The following is a 16,586-nucleotide window of genomic DNA, read 5'->3' on the forward strand; positions in this document are numbered from 1 at the left end:
GGGGAAGCCGCTGGATTGATCCATGGCCGCCAAGTCGGCCGAGAGGTTGTTGTCGAGTGAGGCGTAAGCAGCCAGTCACCCCGCAGCGGCGCTCCGAGCCCCGCGAGACCGACGGTAACGGCCAGGGCACTGCCGGGTTCTCCGCTTTCGCGGCGAGCTCCGAGCGCCCCACACCCGGAATCAACGGCGCACGCAAGAGCTCGGGCCCCCCTGCCCCGGACAGCCCCGGCGACCGGCCAACGGCCGGCGGCCGGTACGAGTTCCTGGCCTTCCGCAACTGGCGAGTGCCGACGCGGCTGGTCGCCATTCTGCTGATCCCGGTCATCATCGGCCTGGTCTTCGGCGGTCTGCGCGTCAACACCTCGTTCGACAGCTTCACCAAGGCCTCCCACTCGGAGAAGGCCGCCGAGCTCGCGCAGTCCGCCACCGAGCTGGCCGACGCGCTGGAGACCGAGCGCGACCTCTCCGTCATACCGCTGATGAGCGGCCAGGACCCGCAGGGCCTGGTGGCCAAGTACCGCGCGGCGACCGACAAGGCCCTGGTGGCCTACCGGGCCGCCTACGCCCGGGTCGCCCCGGACAAGGACCCCGACCTGGCCGGCCGCGACACCGCCTTCGAGGGTTCGGTCAGCAGCCTGGCGCACCTGCGTGCCAACGCGAACAAGCCCGAACTGTTCGCCACCGCCACCTCGGCCGCCTACGAGGCGCTGATCGACCCGCTGCTGTCCTTCGACAACTCGGTCGGTAACGGATCCGCCGCGGGCGTCAGCCGTGGCCGCAGCATCTACGCCATCTCGCTGGCCAAGGCCTCGGCCTCCAACCAGCGCTCCCTGATGCTGACCCTGCTGGTCGGTGCCTCCACCCAGCAGGTCTCCCGCTGGGAGAACACCGAGATGATCCAGGAGCTGCTGGTCTCGGCGAAGCTGGAGCAGGTGGCGATCACCGAGTTCCAGAACGGCACCAACCCGCAGGACGCCAAGACCTACGCGGACGCCCAGGTCGTCCAGGCCGAGGCCGACCAGCGCTCGCCGCTGCGGATGCCGGACGGCACGACCGTGCCGACCATGGAAGGCCTGATGAACGTCGGTCTGGCGTACACCCAGGCCGCCTCGCTCGGCTTCAGCAACGGGCAGGCCGCCGCCGAGGCCGCGGCCAAGGGCGCGCAGGACGACGGTCTGATCCCGGCGAACTGGCTGCAGGCCACCGACAGCCACATCACCCCGCTCCGCACCACCGAGTCCGAGCTGCTCGCCAGCGTCGTGGGCAACGCCACCGCCGACAAGGACAACGCCCAGAGCGACGCCATCCTGAACTCGGCGATCGTGATCATCTCGCTGGCGCTGGCCGGTCTGCTCACCGGCTTCATCGCCCGCTCGATGATCCTCGGCATGCGGACGCTGAACAGCGCCGCGCTGGAGATCGCCAACCACCGTCTGCCGGACCTGGTCGAGAAGCTCTCCAAGACCGACCCGGACCGGGTGGACACCAACGTCGAGAAGATCCCGCTCTGGGGCAAGGACGAGATCGGGGAGGTGGCCCGCGCGTTCGACCAGGTCCACAGCCAGGCCGTCTCGCTCGCCGCCGAGCAGGCCCTCCTCCGAGGCAACCTGAACGCGATCTTCTCCAACCTCTCGCGCCGCAGCCAGAGCCTGATCCAGCGCCAGCTCGCGCTGATCACGGACCTGGAGAACAACGAGGCCGACCCGGACCAGCTGGAGAACCTCTTCAAGCTGGACCACCTCGCCACCCGTATGCGCCGCAACGGTGAGAACCTCCTGGTCCTCGCCGGTGAGGAGCCGGGCCGCCGTTGGAACACCCCGGTGCCGCTGGTCGACGTGCTCCGCGCCGCCGCCTCCGAGGTGGAGCAGTACGAGCGCATCGAGCTCTCGGGCATCCCGGAGACCGAGGTCATCGGCGCCGCCGTGACCGACCTCGTCCACCTCCTCGCCGAGCTGCTGGAGAACGCCACCTCGTTCTCCAGCCCGCAGACCCGCGTCACCGTGACGGCGACCGGTCTGCCGGACGGCCGGGTGCTGGTCGAGATCCACGACAAGGGCATCGGCCTCACCGCCGAGGACTTCGCCGAGATCAACGAGAAGCTCGCCGAGCCGCCCACCGTCGACGCCGCGATCTCCCGCCGAATGGGCCTGTTCGTGGTCGGCCGGCTCTCCGACCGCCACGACATCCGGGTTCAGCTCCGCCCCTCGGGCGAGTCGGCCGGCACCACCTCGCTCGTCATGCTCCCGGCCCCGCTCACCCAGAACCGGGCGATGCCGGAGCCGGAGGAGGAGTTCACGGTCTCCCGGATCTTCTCCGAGCAGGAGCAGCCGCAGGCCAACTGGCAGCACGAGGAGTTCGCCGCCCCGCGCAGCGCCGCGGAGCTCGGCTTCGACGACAACCTCGCCGTCGGCGGCGCCGACCCGGGCGGCTTCAGCCCCGCGCTGGACTCGATGCAGCGCTCGCACCGGCTCGACCAGCGCCGCCGCACGGCGCTCGAACCCGGCCAGGGCGACACCGTCCTGCCCGCACCGGGCGCCGAGCCGGACTTCGTGGAAGCGGAGTTCGTCGAGGCTGAGGTGGAGTCCGAGCCGTACGGCGAGCAGGGCTACCAGCAGAACTTCGGCGGCCAGGACTTCGGGCAGCAGCAGAGCTACGAGGGCGGCTACTACGCCGACCAGCAGTACGCCGAGCAGGGCTACCAGCAGAACTACGGCGGCCAGGACTTCGCCCAGCAGCAGAGCTACGAGGGCGGCTACTACGCCGACCAGCAGTACGCCGAGCAGGGCTACCAGGCCTACGACGAGGGCCGGTTCGGCCAGCAGCAGGGCGACGACGGCCAGTACCGGGACGGCGGGTACGGCAAGAACCCGTTCGCGCCGGCCGGGAACCAGCCCGAGCGCTTCGACGGCTTCCAGTCCTCCGGTCACGACACCCGCAGCCAGCGGCCGGAGGTGGCCGCCGGACACCCGTACCAGGCGGAGACCCCCGCGCTGCCGGCCGCCGAGCCCACCGCGAACGGCGCGCTGCCGACCCGGCGGCCCGGCCAGCAGCTGAGCACCGGCGGACCCCTCGGGGCCCGGGCGATCGGCAGCCAGGACGGCGGCGAGCAGCCCAACTGGTTCACCGGCGCCAAGGACCACGGGTCGGTGGCCGACGAGCCGGTGATCCGCGGCCACCAGGTGTCCGGACTCGGCGGCTCCGGCCCGACCGGTCCGAGCAGCTGGCAGTCCAGCAACGACGAGGACTGGCAGCGCGCCGAGCAGTTGCGCGAGCCGGCCGCCGGCGGGGTGACGCCCTCCGGGCTGCCGCGCCGGGTCCCCAAGCAGAACCTGGTGGCCGGCAACGCCAAGTCGGCCACGCAGGAAGGCCCCCAGGTCTCCCGCAACCCGGAAGAGGTCCGGGGCCGGCTCACCAACCTGCGCCGCGGCGTCGAACAGGGCCGCAACGCGGGTGGCGACTCGGGCGCCACCGGAAGTTTCCGGATCGACCCCAACCAGGGCACCCGATCCGGGCAGGATCAGCAGAACAGCAGCACCGATCTCTTCGGCGGCTCGAACCACCAGGAGCGATGAGTTGAGTCAGATGAGTCAGGCCGCACAGAACCTGAACTGGCTGATCACCAATTTCGTGGACAACACCCCCGGGGTGTCGCACACGGTGGTGGTCTCCGCCGACGGTCTCCTGCTCGCCATGTCCGAAGGCTTTCCCCGCGACCGCGCCGACCAGCTCGCCGCCGTCGCCTCCGGCCTCACCTCCCTCACGTCCGGCGCCAGCCGGATCTTCGAGGGCGGCGACGTCAACCAGACCGTGGTCGAGATGGAGCGCGGCTTCCTCTTCCTGATGGCGGTCTCGGACGGCTCCTCGCTGGCCGTCCTCGCCTCGCCCGACTCGGACATCGGCCTGGTCGGCTACGAGATGGCCCTGCTCGTCGACCGCGCCGGGGCCGTCCTCACCCCCGCCCTGCGCGCCGAGCTCCAAGGCAGCCTGCTGCACTGACGGAGCGTCGGATGGCACCCCGGTGACGGTGCGTCATCCACCTCGTAGTACTTGTAGTATCCAGCGCCGTATCTGAAACAGTGTCACCGCAGTACCCGACCGCCCTTTCCGAGCTCGCACCCTGCGGGCTCGGAATCGGGCGTTGTACGGCCCCTCGCACCACCAGCTTCGGCCCCACCTGAGGCTGCGCCAGCACCCTTGCACCGCAAAGCCGCACCTTGTGAGGAGAGGAACCGTGACACCGCCCGACGACCACACAGGCCAATACGGTGTTCCGTACCCTGGCACCGGCCATGACGCCTTCGGGTCCCCCGGCGCCGGCCACGGTCAGAGTTACGGCCAGCCCCAGCAGGACCAGGGGCCGCCGGGACCGCCGCAGTACGGCCAGCACCAGTACGGCCAGCCTCAGCAGGGTCCGGCACAGCAGGGGACGCCCCAGCAGGGTCCGCCGCAGTACCGCCGGGCGGACCAGCAGCCCGGGCAGGGCCGCGCCGTCCCGTACCGACCTGAACCGTCGGGCTACGACGATCCGGAGGAGCAGGACAGCGGCCCGCTGATCCGCCCCTTCGCGATGACCGGTGGCCGCACCCGCCCGCGCTACGAACTGGCTCTGGAGGCCCTGGTCTCCGCCAGCGTCGAGCCGGCGCGGCTGGCCACCCTGCTGCCCGAACACCAGCGCATCTGCACGCTCTGCGCCGACGAGGTCAAGTCGGTGGCCGAGGTGTCGGCCCTGCTGAGTCTTCCGTTGGGGGTGGCCCGGATCCTCGTGGCCGACCTCGCCGAAGCCGGCCTCGTCGCCATCCACCAGCCCGCCGCCGGGGGCGAATCCGGCAACCAGCCCGACGTCACGCTGCTCGAAAGGGTCCTCAGTGGACTTCGCAAGCTCTAGCCCCGCGGCCGCCACACGAGCCACCACCTCCGCGAAGATCGTCGTCGCAGGCGGCTTCGGCGTCGGCAAAACCACCCTCGTCGGCGCCGTCTCCGAGATCAACCCCCTGCGCACCGAAGCCGTCATGACCAGCGCCAGCGCCGGCATCGACGACCTCACCCACACCGCAGGCAAAACGACCACCACGGTCGCCATGGACTTCGGCCGCATCACCCTCGACGAAGACCTCATCCTCTACCTCTTCGGCACCCCCGGCCAGGACCGCTTCTGGTTCATGTGGGACGACCTCGTCCGCGGCGCCATCGGCGCCGTCGTCCTCGTCGACACCCGCCGCCTCGCCGACTGCTTCCCCGCCCTCGACTACTTCGAGAACAGCGGACTCCCCTTCGTCGTCGCCCTCAACGGCTTCGACGGACACCAGCCCCACACCTCCGACGAAGTCCGCGAAGCACTCCAACTCGGACCCGACACCCCCATCGTCACCCTCGACGCACGACGCCGAGACAGCGCCAAAAGCGCCCTCATCACCCTCGTCGAGCACGCCCTCCTCGCCCGCCTCCGATGAGGAGGGGCCCGCTCCTCGCCCCCCTCCGATGAGGAGGGGCCCGCTCCTCGCCCGCCTCCGCTAAGAGCCACGCGGCCCGCTGCCGGGGCTCCGCACTGCGCGGAGCCCCCGCGGACCGTCACCGGACCAGTCAGCTCACTCCTGCGGTTCCAGGCCGGACTTGATCAGGCCGTAGGTGTAGGCGTCCTCCAGGGCCAGCCAGGAGGCGGCGACCACGTTGTCGGCGACGCCGACCGTGGACCAGCTGCCGTTCCCGCCGGCGCTCTCGATCAGCACCCGGGTCTTGGACCCGGTGCCGTGCTGGCCTTCCAGGATGCGGACCTTGTAGTCCACCAGCTCCAACTTGGCCAGTTGCGGGTAGATCGTCTCCAGCGCGGTGCGCAGCGCCCTGTCGAGCGCGTCCACCGGACCGTTCCCCTCCCCCGTGGCGATGATCCGCTCACCCTTGGCCCAGAGCTTCACGGTGGCCTCGTTGGCCGCCGTCCCTCCCCCTGCCTCCAGGCCCGGATGTCCGCCCGCCTGCTGCTCGCTGATGGTCCGCCAGGACTCCAGCGTGAAGAACCGCTTGCGTCGGCCCTGCGCCTCGTCGCGCAGCAGCAGTTCGAACGAGGCGTCGGCGGCCTCGTAGGTGTAGCCGAGGTTCTCCTGCTCCTTCACCCGCGCGACCACCCGGCCCACCAGGTCGCGGTCGGCGGAGAGGTCGTAGCCGAGCTCCTTGCCCTTGAGCTCGATCGAGGCCCGGCCGGCCATGTCGGAGACCAGCATCCGCATGGTGTTGCCGACCCGCTCGGGGTCGATGTGCTGGTAGAGGTCCGGGTCGACCTTGATCGCGGAGGCGTGCAGGCCGGCCTTGTGCGCGAAGGCCGAGACCCCGACGTACGGCTGGTGGGTGGAGGGGGTCAGGTTGACCACCTCGGCGATGGCGTGCGAGATCCGGGTCATCTCGGCCAACCGGCCCGCCGGCAGCACCCGGCGGTCGTACTTGAGCTCCAACGCGCCCACCACCGGGAACAGATTGGCGTTGCCGACCCGCTCGCCGTAGCCGTTGGCGGTGCACTGCACGTGCGTGGCGCCCGCGTCGACCGCGGCCAGCGTGTTGGCGACCGCGCAGCCGGTGTCGTCCTGGGCGTGGATGCCGATCCGCGCGCCGGTGGCGGCGAGGACGTCCGCGACGATCTCGCGCACGCCGGACGGCAGCATGCCGCCGTTGGTGTCGCAGAGCACCACCACGTCGGCCCCCGCCCGGTGGGCGGCGCCGACCACGGCGAGGGCGTACTCACGGTTGGCGCGGTAGCCGTCGAAGAAGTGCTCGCAGTCGACGAAGACCCGGCGGCCCTGGGCGCACAGGTACGAGACGCTGTCCCGGACCATCTCCAGGTTCTCCTCCAGCGTGGTGCGCAGCGCCAGTTCGACATGGCGGTCGTGCGACTTGGCGACCAGCGTGATCACCGGGGCGCCGGAGGCCACCAGCGCCGCGAGCTGCGGGTCCGCCGCCGCGCTGCCGCCCGCCCGGCGGGTCGCGCCGAAGGCCACCAACCGGGCGTTCTCCAAATTGAGTTCGGCCGCGGCACGGGCGAAGAACTCGGTGTCCCGGGGGTTCGCGCCCGGCCAGCCGCCCTCGATGAACCCGACGCCGAACTCGTCCAGGTGGCGGGCGATGGTCAGCTTGTCGGCCACCGTGAGGTTGATGCCCTCGCGCTGCGCGCCGTCGCGCAGGGTGGTGTCGAAGACATGGAAGCTGTCGTCGGGGTGACTCTTGCTGCCGTCGGTCATGACCCTGGATTCTCCGTTCGGGGAGTACTGCGCTTGCCGGATGCCCGGCTCCACTGTCCACCATTCCCGCGCGCCACCCGGCATCCGGCACCGCCTCGTGAGCGGGGCCGCAGGGCCGGATCCTGCCCGGTCGGCGGGGATGGGCACGACCGGGGGAAAACAAAAGACCCCTCGCGGGTGCGAGAGGTCTGCGCGCGGGTCTGAGACACGGTGGTCACTCCGCGGGGGGTTACTGCGGAGCGGTCACTGCGGACCGGCGCGCCTGCTGCTAATAATGAGCGCGAGCGAGGACACACTCGGAGTCTGGCACATCGTCCCGTGGAACGGTCGCCGCATCTCGCGATGCGGGACAGTCAGAGAAGTTCGTCGGTCTCCAGCGCGAAGCCGAAGGGCGCGGGGAGAGCGAGGGCTTCCCCGACCGGTACCCAGGCGGTGGAGTGATAGTCGTCCTCCTGGGGATCACTGTGCAGGAGAAGCTTGTTCTCCTGCCGATCCAGTAGAAGGTAGAGCGGGATGCCGGCAGCCGCGTAACCGAGCCGCTTTGCCCCACGGTCTTTCTCAGGACGACTGGAGGTGACTTCGAGAACCATGAGGACCCCCTCGGGCTTCGACCAGGATCCTCGCCCTGCCATGGCACCACGACTGGTGAACGTGCCGTCTGGAATGAAGCGACCAGTAGGGACGATCAGACCCTTGCCTCCTGCGAAATCCATTCCTTTGGGGCACTGACGAGCGATCTGCCAGACGATCCGGCCAATCGCGGTCTCGTGGTCACCATCCGGCGGTGGAGTCACGACGATCTCCCCTTCGATGAGCTCGGCCTTGAACCCCTCCGGGGTCTCCAGCGTCAGGAAGGCTTCCAGCAGGCTCTTGCCTTCGTCGCTCGGGGCGTCAGTGACATGGTGCGTCAACGCGCTCACGGTCCCCTCCTTCCGATCCACGCAGCTCAACGAGCGGGTCACTCCGAGGTTACCCGGCCGGGCGCCCCGCGAGTGCGGGGCGCCCGGCCGGCGTACGGGTCAGACGATCGGGTGCATCCAGCCGTGCGGGTCGGCCGCGTGGCCGCCCTGGAGGTCGAGCAGGGCCTTGCGGAACTTGAGGGTGACCGGGCCGGGCTCGCCGGCGCCGACCGTCCAGTCGCCGCCCTCGGACTTGACCGAGCCGACGGGGGTGATCACGGCGGCGGTGCCGCAGGCGAAGACCTCGGTGAGGGTGCCGTCGGCGTTGCCCTGCTTCCACTCGTCGGTGGAGATCCGGCGCTCCTCGGTGGTGTGGCCGAGGTCGGCGGCCATGGTGAGCAGCGAGGCACGGGTGATGCCCGGGAGCAGCGCGCCGGAGAGCGCGGGGGTGACGATGCGGGCGTCGTCGCCCTCCCCGTACACGAAGTACAGGTTCATGCCGCCCATCTCCTCGACCCACTTGTGCTCGGCCGCGTCCAGCCAGACCACCTGGTCGCAGCCCTTCGCGGCGGCCTGGGCCTGGGCGACCAGCGAGGCGGCGTAGTTGCCGGCGCACTTGGCCGCGCCGGTGCCGCCGGGGGCGGCGCGCACGTAGTCCTCGGAGAGCCAGACCGACACCGGCTGCACGCCGCCGGGGAAGTACGCGCCGGCCGGGGAGGCGATGATCATGAAGAGGAACTCGTTGGCCGGACGCACACCCAGACCGACCTCGGTGGCGAACATGAACGGCCGCAGGTAGAGGCTCTGCTCGGGCTCGCTGGGCACCCAGTCGCGCTCCTGCTGGACGAGCAGCTCGACGGCCTTGACGAAGGTCTCGGTCGGCAGCTCGGGCATCGCCAGGCGGCGGGCGGAGTTCTGGAAGCGCTCGGCGTTGGCCTCGGGGCGGAAGGTGGCGACCGAACCGTCGGGCTGCCGGTACGCCTTGAGGCCCTCGAAGATCGACTGCCCGTAGTGCAGCGTCATGTTCGCCGGGTCCATCTCCAGCGGCGCGTACGGGGTCAGCTGGGCGTCGTGCCAACCGCGGCCCTCGGTCCAGCGGATGGTGACCATGTGGTCGGTGAAGATCCGACCGAAGCCGGGGTTCGTCAGCCGCGCCGCGCGCTCGACCGCGGGCAGCGGGTTCGCGGAGGGCTTGAGCTCGAACGTGATTGGCGCCTGGTTGGGCGTGGTCATGTCTTCAGTCCTTCACCGTGGGGTTGGTCAGGGCCATGACCGCCATCCGGCTTCCGGTGACTGAACGCACGACGGCACGGCCCACTGTTGATAGTCGCATCTCAAGGGCCGTGCCGAACAGCTGTAGGAGCTCCGGCCCTCTCAGCCGGCTACTCGGGCGACGAGCGCGTCGCCGATCTGCGAGGTCGTACGGGTGCCGCTGCGCTCGGCGAGGTCGGCGGTGACCGCCGCCTCGACCACGGCGGCCTCGGCGGTGAAACCGAGGTGGTCGAGCAGCATGGCGACCGACAGCACGGTGGCCGTCGGGTCGGCCTTGCCCTGGCCCGCGATGTCGGGGGCCGAGCCGTGCACCGGCTCGAACATCGACGGGAACGCGCCCGAGGGGTTGATGTTGCCGCTCGCGGCCAGGCCGATGCCACCGGTCACGGCGGCCGCCAGGTCGGTGAGGATGTCGCCGAACAGGTTGTCGGTGACGATCACGTCGAACCGCTCGGGCTGCGTGACGAAGAAGATCGTCGCCGCGTCCACGTGCAGGTAGTCGGTGGTGACCTCGGGGAACTCCTGGCCGACCTGCTGGAAGATCCGGGTCCACAGGTGACCGGCGTGCACCAGCACGTTGTTCTTGTGGACCAGGGTGAGCTTCTTGCGCGGACGAGCGGCGGCGCGACGGTAGGCGTCGCGGACCACGCGCTCGATGCCGTAGGCCGTGTTGAGACTGACCTCGGTGGCCACCTCCTGCTCGGTCCCGGTGCGCAGCGAGCCGCCGTTGCCGACGTACGGGCCCTCGGTGCCCTCGCGGACCACCACGAAGTCGATGGCCGGGTCGCCGGCCAGCGGGGACGCCACACCGGGGAAGAGCTTGCCCGGGCGCAGGTTGATGTGGTGGTCGAACGCGAAGCGCAGCTTCAGCAGCAGCCCGCGCTCCAGCACCCCGGAGGGGACCGACGGATCGCCGATCGCCCCGAGCAGGATTGCGTCCTGGGTCTTCAGCTCGGCCAGCACGCTGTCCGGCAGCGTCTCGCCGGTCGCGTGGTAGCGCCGGGCGCCGAGGTCGTACTCGGTCGTCTCGACCTTGACATCGGCGGGAAGCGCGGCGGTCAGGACCTTGAGGCCCTCGGCCACCACTTCCTGGCCGATACCGTCACCGGGGATCACTGCGAGACGAAGGCTGCGAGACATGGCCGGAACCCTACTCCCCGTCCCAGCTACTGACACCTCGTGTCCATGATGCGGACGGGTGACGGTGGATCAGCTGAGGCTCAGGGGGAGATTCACCGGGAACGGGTGGTTCACCTTCACCCCGTCGTGGTGAATGCCTGCCTTCCAGCAGCTTCCGGCTCACATCACCTGAACGGGTGTAGTCGCTGCTCGGGCCCTGACGGGCAGGGGCGGCAGGATGGGCGGCATGCGGGAATCTCGGGCTGCCGTCGGGGCCGGTGGGCTGGCGGTGGGGGCCTACGGGCTGGGGCTCGCGGTGCGGGGGCGGCGCCGGTGGGCGAGCGGGTGGTGCCGCTGCACGCGCACCTGTGGGATCTGGTGCACGGGCAGACGTCGGGGGATCTGCTGTTCAACTGGGGCAGCGGGTACGGGGTCCCGTTCCTGCCGGATCTGTTCGGGTCGCTGCTGAACCCGTTCTCCTGGCTGGTGGTGCTCTTCCCGCGCGGCTGGGTCGGCCCGGCGGTCCTCCTCGCCACCCTGCTGAGCATCGGCCTGGCCACCGCGCTGATGACGGTCTTCCTGGGACGGCTGCACGACGGATCGCCGTGGCTGCGCGGGCTGCTCGCGGTCGGGTACGGGCTGTGCGGCTGGGTGCCGGCCGACGCGGCGGGCACGCCGGCCCGGATGTGGGGGCTGGTCTCGCTGCCGCTGCTCTGCCTGGCTTTCGACCTGGCGCTGCGCCGGGAGCGCTGGGTGCTGGGCGCACTCGCCGTCGCGGCGGCCTGGGCGGCCGACTTCTCCACGGCCGCGACGGCGACCCTGGGCGCCGCGCTGGTGCTGCTGCTCCGACTCGCCCTGGCGGCAGGCCGCCCGTTCGGCGAGCGGTTGCGCGCGCTGGGCCGGGCGGCGGCCATGACGGTGGTGGGGGTGGGGCTGACCGCGCCGGTGCTCACGGTCGGCTTCCGGTCCGGCGCGGACGCGCAGCCGGTGACGGTCTATCGGCCGGGCACGCCGGGGCTCGCCGACTACCTGGCCGGGACGCTGCCGGGCCAGCTGTCCGAGCGGGGGCTGCCGAACGTCTTCATCGGCGTGCTGGGCCTGCTGCTGGTGGCGGCGCTGCCGTTCCACCGCGCGGTGCCGTGGCGCGAGCGGGCCGGCTGGTGGGTGCTGCTGGTGCTCGCCGCGTCCGCCTTCGTCTGGCGGCCGACGTTCCTGACCTGGCACGTGGCGACCGCGCCCGAGGGCAACCCGTACCGCGCGACCTTCGTGCTCAGCGGGTTGCTGACGATGGCGGCCTGGAGCTGCCTGGCCCGTCGGCCCGACCTGTTCGCGCTGGCCGGCGGGGTGGCGGGAGTGGCCGTGGTGGCGGTGCTGGCGGCTCAGGGGCGTGGCCCGGTGCGGCCGGTCAGCTGGGTGCTGCTGGGGGTCGGGGTGCCGCTGGCCGTGGCCGCCCTGCTCCTGGAACTGCCGCGCCGGCGGCGGGAGGCGACGGCGGCGCTGGCCTTCCTGGTACTCGCCGGGTCGAGCTGGACGACGGCGGCGGTCACGGTGCCGCGCGGGCAGGTGTCCGACGGCGCGGGCGTCCGGGCCGCCCGCGCCGCGGTCCGGGGCGCGGACCGCTGGCCGGCCGGCCGTACCGATCCGGGGCCGCAGCGCTTCACCACCAACGACCCGCTGCTGATCGGCGGGGAGGGCGGCGCGTACGACAGCGGCTATCTGCCGGCGGTCACCGCGCAGACCCTGCACGCCCTGGGCGCCGGATGGTCGCAGCAGGGGCGGCAGACCCAGAGCATGGCGGACCCGGTCGGGCAGGCGCTCCTCGCGGTCAGCGGCGTGCTGGACCCGCAGCTCACCGTCCGTCGCCTCGCGGCCCCACCGCTGGTCACCGTGCACGCGCCGACCGTGCTGGACACCTCCTCGGTCTGGTCCCGCCGGCAAGCGCTGCTCGGCGCCACGGTCTACCGGATTCCGGTGCCGGAGCCGTTCGGGTCGCCGGCACCGGCCGACCACGGCAGCAGCGGCTGGTCGGTGCCGCCGAGCCCGCCGGACGGCGGCCCGCCGGGCTTCACCGTGAGCTGCGCGCCGGGCAGCACCGCGTACTTCTACGGCCCGTGGTTCGCCGGAACGGTGACCGGCCCGGGCGGCGGCTTCACCTCCACCGGGCGGCAGAACGCGACGGCGATGCCGGTCCGCCCGCTGGGCACCGTCCCGGCCGACGGGCTGGTCCGGCTGGAGCTGCGCGCCACCGCCGCGAGCCAGGTCCCGGCGCTGCCGGTGGCCTGCCTGGACGAGGCCGCGCTCACCGCCGCCGTGCAGCGGCTGACGGCTACCGGCGCGGTCGCGGTGAGCGCCGGCGGCCACACGATCAGCGCGCGGCTGCCCGGCGGGAGCGCCGCAACGGCGGTGTTCGCGCTGCCGGTGGTCCCCGGCTGGCGGTGTGCGGTGGACGGCGGGCCCGAACGGGCGCCGCAGTCGGCCGAGGGACTGCTTGCGGTGCCGCTGGGCGCGGGGGCCTCGCGGGTGGCGTGCGACTACCGCCAGCCCGGCCTGATGGCCGGGCTGGCGGTGACCGCGGCGGCCCTCGCGGTGCTGCTGACGGTCCTGGCCGGGAGCCGCTACCAGCGGCGCCGGCTCAGTCGAGGTTGAGCAGCTGCAGGCGCCGGCCGTCGGGGTTCAGGTGGTGCACCAGCAGCAGCCGGACCGGGCCCGGCTGCGCCCGGCGGACCTCCAGGACGGCGCCCGGCAGCTCGGGCGCGACGACGGCGGCCGGACCGGAGGCACCGGCGCGGACGTCCACTGCGGGGTGCAGGGCGTCGATCTCCAGGGTCGGCCGGGTGCCGTCGAAGCCGATCGAGGAGAGCGCGCCGGCGGGGTCGGAGGGGCCGTCCTGGTAGCCCGTCCAGAGCGCGTAGCGGATCCGCGCGGCGTCCGGCCGCAGGCCGGGGAGCTTGGCCAGCCGCACCGGCAGCACCACGGTGTCGCTGTCCAGCAGGTCGGTGTCGGTCTCCCCCCACCGGGCGTTCAGCGGCTGGACGTCCAGCTCGCGGCCGGTCCGGGCGTCCACCGTGCGGGCCACCAGCACATCGCTGCCGGGCAGCCGGTCCGCCGAGACCAACGCGTCCGCCACGCCGTCGCCGTCGGTGTCCAGCGAGGCCCGCACCGAGGTGAGCGCGACCGGGCCGCCGGCCGGGGCCCAGCTGGTGGCGGCCAGGTAGAGGGTGCCCTCCCCGGCGGTGGCGGTGGGGGCGTCGGTGGCGGCGCCCACCGCCCGCAGGTTCGCGGCCCGCTCGCCGGGCCGGTCCACACAGGTCGCGTCGTGGCCGGGGACCGGGCAGTCCGGCCAGCGGGCGCCCTCGCCGCCCAGTTGGAAGGCGCTGACCAGCGAGGCGGCGCCGCCCGCCGTGACGGCGCCGGTGCCGTTCAGGGTCAGCAGGGTCGAGGCCGGGGCGCCGGCGCGCGGCACCGCCTGACCGACGGCGGCGGTGAGGTCGGAAGCGGCGCGCGGGGCGGCGAAGAGCGGCACCCGTAGCACCGGCGCGGCCGGGTCGGCCGTCCCGGCCGGGGTGAGCACCAGGCGTCCGGAGAGCTCGCCGCGGTAGGAGCGGGCCCGGCCGGCCTGGACGAGCGCGAGGGTGGGGTCGGGCGCGCGGCCCAGCAGGCCGGGCACGCTCAGGGTGACCCGCACCCGGGTGCTCTCCCCCGCCGGGACGGTCAGCCGGCTCGGCGAGAGCTCGAAGCGGGCGCCCGGCAGGTCGGTGGCTGCCTGGTAGCCGGTGGTGTAGTCGAGCGGCGCGGCCGAGAGGTTGTGCACCTCGACCTCCCGGGTGAGCACGAGCGGCCCGGTCACCGGGACGGGACCGAAGGAGAGCCCGACCGCGCCCGGCCGCTCGCCGACCGCGTACGCGACGGCCGGGGTGGTGGCCGCGAGGTCGGCCCTGACCCGGCCGGCGCCGGCCCGCTCCGGCCCGTACACCGGTCCGCTGCGGCCGTCCTTGGCCCAGGTGTCGCCGGCGGTGTCCATCAGCGCCGACTTCACCTGCTCGACCGTCCACTGCGGGTGCGCGGAGCGGACCAGCGCGGCGATCCCGCTGATGTGCGGGGCCGCCATCGACGTGCCGTCGTCCCGGGCGCCCTGGTTGCCGCTGCCGGCCTTGGCCGACCAGATGGTCTCGCCGGGTGCCGCCAGATCGGGCTTGACCAGGCCGGCCACGCCGATCCCGCGCGAGCTGAAGTCGGCCAGGGTGTCCACCCGGGCCGGCTGGTCCTGGGCGACCGAGCCGTGCAACGGATTGCCCGGGGTGGCCAGTTCGAGCCGGCCGGTGCCGCTCAGCGCGACCTGCCGCAGCCGGTCGCCGTCCGCCGGAGCGACGATCGCGGCCGGGATCCGGGCGTTGCCGGTGACCTCGCCGAGGTGGTCGCCGTCGGCGGCGAAGATCGCGCCGACCGCTCCGGCGTCGGCTGCGTGGTCGGCGCGGGCGGGCGAGCCGCAGGCCCGGTCGGCGTCTGCGGTGCGCCAGGAGAGCAGCGCGATCCGGCCGCGCAGCCGGGCGGCGTCGGCCGTGCTGAACGGCGCGCAGCCGTCCGTCTGGTCGACCGGCAGGGCCGGCGGCGCGGCCACCTCGTGGTCGGCCCAGCCGCGGTAGCCGGCGCTCCAGTGCGCGGGCAGCAGGCCGGCCAGTGCGGGCGGGGAGAGCACCCGCAGGCCGTCCGCGTCGCCGTGGCCGCCGACCGAGGCGGCCACCGTCAGGGCCCGGGCGGCCACGCCGGGGCTGCCGCCCACGCCGTAGACGTCGCCGTCGTTGCCGGCCGAGGCGACCACCAGGGTGCCGGCCTCGGCCAGCTTGTCGACGGCCAGCGCGTCGGCGTCCTCGGGGTCGCCGAAGCGGCTGCCGAGCGAGAGGTTGACCACGTCCAGGCGGTCCGAGAGGTCGCCGTCCTGGTCGGGGTCGGCGGCCAGGTCCAGGGCGTGCGCGAGCTGGTCGGTGGAGCCGTGGCAGCCGAAGATCCGCAGGGCGTAGAGCTTGGCGCCGGGCGCGGCGCCGGGGCCGATCCGAAAGCCCGCCGGGTCGAGTCCGCTGCGGTAGGGGCCGCCGTAGGTCCGGCCGTCGGAGCCGACGCCGTAGCCGGCGGCGGTGCCCGCGACATGGGTGCCGTGGCCCTCGGTGGCGCAGTCCAGCGGGTTGGGATCCGGGTGCGGGACGGGCTGGAAGTCCGGGGCGGAGGGGTCGGGGTTGTAGTCGTCGCCGACCAGGTCCTGACCGCCCGTCACCTTGGCGTTCGGGAAGAGGCCCGGGGGCGCGGGCTTGGAGCCGTCCACGGCCCGGAACGCCTCGGGGGTGCCGGGGCCGCCGAAGTCGGCGTGGGTGTAGTCGATACCGCTGTCGATGATCCCGATGGTCATGCCCTGGCCGGTGTCGCCGGGCACCCCGTCCGTGCCGGACCAGACCGCGGGGGCGCCAGTGAGCGGGACGGAGTGCGCGTTCGAGCGGTCCTTGCGCGCGATCGGGTGGACGACGCGCACGCCCGGCAGCGCGCGCAGGGCGGGGAGCCGGTCGGCGGGGGCGTCGACGGCGAGGCCGGTGAACAGGGTCCGGGTGCGGTAGAGGATCCGGGTGCCCGCGCCGAGGGCGTGTTCCACCCGGTCCAGCGCCTGGTCGGCCAGCGCGCGCTGGTCGTGGCCGGCCCGCGCGGCGGCCCGGTGCACCTCCGGCGCGGAGCGCAGTTCACGCCGGGCCCGGTCGGTGGCGCGCTGCCAGGCGGGGGCGGCGGCCTCGGTGTCGAGCTCCAGCAGCACGCTGGCGCGCCCGCCGGATCCGACGGGCGGTGGAGCGGTGCCCGGTGGGGCGGCGACGGACGGGCCGCCCGCAGGCAGGGCGGTCAGCAGGGCGAGGGCGAGGCCGAGCGGAACGGTCAGTCGGCGAGGCGGTCGGGTGCGCACAGCTCGTCTCCCCCGGAGGGGCGGACTGATCCGCGGGCGCCCTAGGTGTCTTGACCCGCGGCCTCGCAACCGGTCCGCACGCTGCGGACGGCGATCACCCTTCCGGCGGGCATCAAATTACGATCATCGCGTCGG

At 73.0% G+C, this 16,586-nt stretch carries 10 protein-coding genes; 5 read left to right on the top strand and 5 right to left on the bottom strand.

What is annotated here, in order from left to right:
• Positions 1 to 56: 56 nt before the first annotated feature.
• The 4 genes from BS80_RS15210 (at position 57) to BS80_RS15225 (ending at position 5,450) form a co-directional block, all read left to right on the top strand.
• Positions 57 to 3,572, top strand: a complete 3,516-nt coding sequence (locus BS80_RS15210) for a sensor histidine kinase (protein WP_232246495.1) — start codon at positions 57 to 59, stop codon at positions 3,570 to 3,572.
• Between the two features lie 10 nt (positions 3,573 to 3,582).
• A complete protein-coding gene (locus BS80_RS15215) occupies positions 3,583 to 3,996 on the top strand; it encodes a roadblock/LC7 domain-containing protein (RefSeq protein WP_035797811.1) in 414 nt (137 codons plus the stop codon).
• A gap of 235 nt (positions 3,997 to 4,231) precedes the next feature.
• On the top strand, positions 4,232 to 4,885 hold the full coding sequence (locus tag BS80_RS15220) for a DUF742 domain-containing protein (RefSeq protein WP_083974748.1): 654 nt from the start codon (positions 4,232 to 4,234) through the stop codon (positions 4,883 to 4,885).
• Positions 4,866 to 5,450, top strand: coding sequence for a GTP-binding protein (locus BS80_RS15225; protein WP_035797808.1), 585 nt, complete (start codon positions 4,866 to 4,868; stop codon positions 5,448 to 5,450). The genes BS80_RS15220 and BS80_RS15225 overlap by 20 nt, the downstream gene beginning before the upstream one ends.
• A 135-nt stretch (positions 5,451 to 5,585) precedes the next feature.
• On the opposite strand, the gene cimA is transcribed toward BS80_RS15225, so the two are convergent.
• From cimA to BS80_RS15245, 4 genes are all read right to left on the bottom strand, one after another.
• On the bottom strand, positions 5,586 to 7,223 hold the full coding sequence (gene cimA / locus BS80_RS15230; RefSeq protein WP_035797813.1) for a citramalate synthase: 1,638 nt from the start codon (positions 7,221 to 7,223) through the stop codon (positions 5,586 to 5,588).
• Positions 7,224 to 7,576: 353 nt separating this feature from the next.
• Positions 7,577 to 8,143: a Uma2 family endonuclease gene (locus tag BS80_RS15235; RefSeq protein WP_051966643.1), complete on the bottom strand. Its 567-nt coding sequence runs from the start codon at positions 8,141 to 8,143 to the stop codon at positions 7,577 to 7,579.
• Between the two features lie 99 nt (positions 8,144 to 8,242).
• Positions 8,243 to 9,355, bottom strand: a complete 1,113-nt coding sequence (locus BS80_RS15240) for a branched-chain amino acid aminotransferase (RefSeq protein ID WP_035797815.1) — start codon at positions 9,353 to 9,355, stop codon at positions 8,243 to 8,245.
• Between the two features lie 141 nt (positions 9,356 to 9,496).
• Complete coding sequence (locus BS80_RS15245; RefSeq protein WP_035797817.1) at positions 9,497 to 10,534, bottom strand: 3-isopropylmalate dehydrogenase; 1,038 nt, start codon at positions 10,532 to 10,534, stop codon at positions 9,497 to 9,499.
• A gap of 312 nt (positions 10,535 to 10,846) precedes the next feature.
• Between BS80_RS15245 and BS80_RS15250 the strand changes: the two genes are divergently transcribed.
• On the top strand, positions 10,847 to 13,159 hold the full coding sequence (locus BS80_RS15250; RefSeq protein ID WP_051966644.1) for a YfhO family protein: 2,313 nt from the start codon (positions 10,847 to 10,849) through the stop codon (positions 13,157 to 13,159).
• Here BS80_RS15250 and BS80_RS15255 read toward each other — a convergent pair.
• Entirely contained in the window at positions 13,146 to 16,451 is a 3,306-nt protein-coding gene (locus BS80_RS15255; RefSeq protein WP_051966645.1) for a S8 family serine peptidase, read from the bottom strand. The genes BS80_RS15250 and BS80_RS15255 overlap by 14 nt on opposite strands.
• Positions 16,452 to 16,586 lie beyond the last annotated feature (135 nt).

Source organism: Kitasatospora mediocidica KCTC 9733 (genome assembly GCF_000744225.1).
GTDB classification, from domain to species: Bacteria; Actinomycetota; Actinomycetes; order Streptomycetales; family Streptomycetaceae; genus Kitasatospora; species Kitasatospora mediocidica.